Genomic DNA, 4,131 nt, shown 5'->3' with positions numbered 1-4,131 from the left:
TCGCCACGGCCATGAACTGCGCGAGTTCGCGATGTTCGAACTGATGGACAACCCTGCAGCGGTATCGGACTTGAGAGACATGTATCGCCGCTACCTTGACGTGGCTGCGAAGCACAGCTTTTCGGCCCTGATGGCAGGGTTTGACTATCGCGCAAGTCCGGACTGGGGCGAGAAGCTTGGATACTCCTCCGAGGGTTTGCGCGAGATGCAGCACAAATGCATCGGCTTCCTGCGGGACGTGGCCCGCCCATACGAAGATCAGCTTCCGCGCGTCTGCGTGACCGGGATTCTCGGTCCCCGAGGAGATGCCTACTCGCTGAACCGCGATATCACCGCTGACGAGGCCGAGGAATATCACGCGACCCAAATGGAGACGCTGCGCGAATGTGGCGTCGATCTCGTCTGGGCGGCGACGATCAACAACGTCCCGGAAGCGGTCGGCATCGCCCGGGCCGCAGCATCAGCCGGCCTGCCGGTGAACATCTCTTTCACTCTCGACAGCAACCATAGGCTGAAGTCGGGTCCGACCCTCAAAGAGGCGATCAAGGAGACGGACGCGAACGCCGGTGCCGCGAGGCCTGACTCCTACGGTATCAATTGCTCGCATCCCCTCGAGTTCGAACCGGCACTCGAGCCGGGCGACTGGGCGCGCCGCATCAGATCGTTCCGCCCGAACGCTGCCATGATGGACAAGGTGTCCCTGTGCCAGCTCGGCCATATCGAGGAAGGCGATCCCGAAGAGCTCGGCCGGATGATGGGCGATCTCGCACGGCGCTATCCGGATGCCGACATCTGGGGCGGATGCTGCGGCACATGGGACAAGCACTTCGACCGTATTGCCTACCACGTCGGAGAGGCTCGCAGGGAAGTCGCTCCTGCTTGATGATTCGAAGGGGAGGGGGACTTGGCTCGGGCCCCTAACAGAAGCAAGTCCACCCTATCGTTCATATTGACTGGATGTAGATCAGCGACAGTACCGAAACACCGGATGAGAGCGGGACCGGATGCATTTCCCGCCGGCCACGTCAATTTTCCAGGAACAATTCGGGATAAATTGAAACACTGTTAACCAGAGATGTCTCGTTTTGGGTCTTCGACCGTACCGCCAAAATCTCGGCACATTCACGTTTGACGCTTGGTGACGCGTCATGGCCGGCTGTGTAACCCGGCGTTGTATACGTGGCGTCGTGTAAGTGTGTAACCAGTAGGAGAACCCATGTTGGGCTCAGTTTATTTGCGTGCGACGTTCGTTGCAGGCGCTCTCACGCTGGGGGCCTGTCAGCAGATCCCCGTCACCGACATCCCCCCGGCAGGCAGCGATGTTGAAGCGGCAATGCGGTCGCAGGATGCGGCGATGAGTGACCTCGCTCGACTGTCTCTCACGTTCCAGCGACAGACCCCTTTCGTCGTTCACTTCGCGTTCAATTCAGATGTACTGGATGCGCAAGCGAAGGCCCGTCTCGACCGTCAGGCGGCCTGGATTCTCGACAAGCCCGGGGTGCGCTTTTCGGTAACCGGCCATACCGACAAGGTCGGCAACCAAGCCTACAACGAAGCACTTGGTCTCCGGCGAGCGGGCGCCGTCGCACGCTATCTCGTGGGTCGCGGCGTCGATCCCTCCCGACTTGTGACGATGGTCAGTGCAGGAGAAGATCACCCGTTGATCGATACGGAGAACCGGGAGCGCCAGAACCGTCGCGTCGAAACCAGTGTGCTCGAGATTATCGAGCCGGAAGTGGCGGAACGCGGGAGCAGTTCTTCAAGCGGCCCACCGGAAGATGTCGTGCAGTCCGGCCCTGGCCCGCACGACGGCGCGTCGGGCCCGGACACTGCAACCAGCCCGACAGACACGAACGGCTCTCGCGAGAGCGCTTCGAATGCGGGGCACGGCAGCACGTCGAATGCGGGACGCGGCAATGGCGATGAGACGTCGGACCCCGGCAAGTCGGAGGGTAAGAACAATGGGGGAGACGAAGTCTGAGATCGGCCAGAGTGACAAGATACGTGAACATCAACAGTGATCAGAGTACCCAGCCATGTCCCCCATCCAGAAAGTTCAAGCCAGGGCCGCCGCTCTCGAAACGCTCGGTCTCGCCGGCTCTGCCTCCCCCGACGACATACGCCGTGCGTGGAAGCGACTTGCCTTCGAGACGCATCCAGACAAGTCCGCCGGTGAGGCCGGCGCGTTTCTCGGGGTCAATGCGGCCTTCGAGTATCTGAAAAGCTTGAAGACCGACCTTGGCTCCGAGGCAGACTACGGACCAGCCACCCACACTGGGTCGGCTGGCACTGTGCCGCATCGAGCCGTCCGGCCGCACATTGAAACCCGCACGGACCACCTCGCCGAGGACGACATCGCCGAATGTCGTGCACTCCTCGAAGACGATCCTCTGGAGGATGCTGCCGACCATGTCGCGGAGGCCGTTCACCGGAAAGGACGGGACCTCCTCTACGTCGTTCCAGGCGCCGCGGCTCCGGGTCTAAATCGTGTCGCGCTTCCCGCAGCGGTTCTGACGGGCCGCCGGAAGGTCGCACCAAAGATCGTGAGTTTCCGGGTTGCAGGCTCCTGCGCAGGCGAAATCCTCGTCCCCGAGGAAACGAGGCTCACGGAGTTCCCGGGTGCGCGAAGCGTAAGGATTCGGTTCTGCCAGCCCCCCGACGACTGCGGAGGTGAGTGACATGACTTCTGCCTCTTCGACCTGCGCGATCGGATCCCTCGTGGACCTCGACACGCTTAAACGGGATCGTATTCCGCCTGAGCATCTCTACCGCGTTCTTCAGGGAATGCCGGCTGAAGACGCGCGAAGGTTCGAGCGAGACCTCCGGACCTATCATCACGAAGGTCGGGCGAGTGACTTCCTTCTCGGCGTGCTCGCTGTCTCGGCAGGCAGGCGATGCGGCTGCAAACGGCAGGCGACCGTGTTAAATCTGCGGCCTAACCTGCTCGGGCTGCTCTTCGAGGACGTGTCAGAAAGAGCAGCGGCGTGATGGGGACTTTGTCTGCATGTAAACATCATGCTCTCGCGCGGCGAACGACCTGCCCCGATCTGGGACGTCCAACGCGGTTCGAACGACCGCTTTCAGGGAACGTGAGCCGCTTGCAGCGATGCCTGTATGGCCGTGCCTGGTCGGTTTCGTCCCGCAGAGCGATCACCGGCTACCCCCGCACTCGCGTCGGCTCACCGTGACAAAGTGGACATCTGACCGAAAGCCTCAGATGACGGCGTAGAGCCCAGAGAAGACGGTCGCCACGCGGCCCGCAAGCGACCATCTTTCCTTGGACTCGTGCTTTCGCGTTCGCGCCGTCTTGCGCCTCGCGCAGTGCCATCAGCCCCGTCGCTTAGGGCCGCCCTATCCGGACCTAGCCCATGAAGCGGGGGTCGCCCGTCGCCCATGCGACACCTTCGCCGCGGTCCATGCCCTCAATCTGCGCCATGTCAGCGGCATCGATCTCGAAACCGAAGAGATCGATGTTCTGGCGCATGCGCTCGGGGTTCAGACTCTTGGGGAGCACACCGAACCCTTTCTGGACGCCCCAGCGCAGTAGAACCTGCGCTTCGGTCACGCCGTACTTCACGGCCATCGCTTTGAAAGGAGAACCCGCATCGGCGCCCGCGGTCCGCATCTCGTCCGTCTTTAGGCTGCTCTGCCCGGGCTCGGTACGCCATGTCGAAAGGGGAACGAGCGAGCTGTAGGCTATGGGCGCGATGTCGTTCGCGGCCATAAAGCCGAGGAGGTCCGGCTTCTGCGACCAAGGATGTAGCTCGATCTGGTTGTAGTCCGGCATGGGAAGCCCGGCAGCGCGGATCTCCTCGATATGGGCTTCGGTATAATTGCTGACGCCGATTGACCGCGCGTTTCCCTGTTCGTTGAGGTCGACCAGAGCACGCCATTCGTTTACCCGCTCCGGCCCGCCCGAGGGAGCGTGGATCAGGTATAGATCGACATAGTCCAGACCCAGCGCCGCGAGGGAGGCCTCAAAAGCAGCAATGGTCTCGTCATAGCCTTTCGGCGCATCGCCCCATGCGGCGTTTCCCGGCCAGAGCTTCGAGGTGACGAAGATGTCCTCGCGGGCGAGGCCGGTGGCAGTCAGGCCGCGCCTGATACCTTCGCCGACGCCCGCCTCGTTTT

Annotated in this window: 4 protein-coding genes; 3 read left to right on the top strand and 1 reads right to left on the bottom strand. The window is 62.1% G+C overall.

Going from position 1 to position 4,131, the window contains the following annotated elements:
- The 3 genes from VJ897_RS12320 to VJ897_RS12310 form a co-directional block, all read left to right on the top strand.
- Positions 1 to 883 (top strand): homocysteine S-methyltransferase family protein (locus VJ897_RS12320; protein ID WP_324055979.1); only part of this gene is annotated, 883 nt, incomplete at its 5' end.
- 333 nt (positions 884 to 1,216) lie between these two features.
- A complete protein-coding gene (locus VJ897_RS12315; RefSeq protein WP_324055977.1) occupies positions 1,217 to 1,981 on the top strand; it encodes an OmpA family protein in 765 nt (254 codons plus the stop codon).
- Positions 1,982 to 2,036: 55 nt separating this feature from the next.
- Positions 2,037 to 2,678: a DnaJ domain-containing protein gene (locus tag VJ897_RS12310; protein ID WP_324055975.1), complete on the top strand. Its 642-nt coding sequence runs from the start codon at positions 2,037 to 2,039 to the stop codon at positions 2,676 to 2,678.
- Between the two features lie 683 nt (positions 2,679 to 3,361).
- Here VJ897_RS12310 and VJ897_RS12305 read toward each other — a convergent pair.
- On the bottom strand, positions 3,362 to 4,131 hold a 770-nt coding region (locus VJ897_RS12305; RefSeq protein ID WP_324055974.1), incomplete at its 5' end, for an aldo/keto reductase.

Origin of the sequence: Salibaculum sp. (genome assembly GCF_035270045.1) — a bacterium.
Classification (GTDB): Bacteria; Pseudomonadota; Alphaproteobacteria; order Rhodobacterales; family Rhodobacteraceae; genus Salibaculum.
This window is presented reverse-complemented; position numbering and strand designations above follow the sequence as displayed.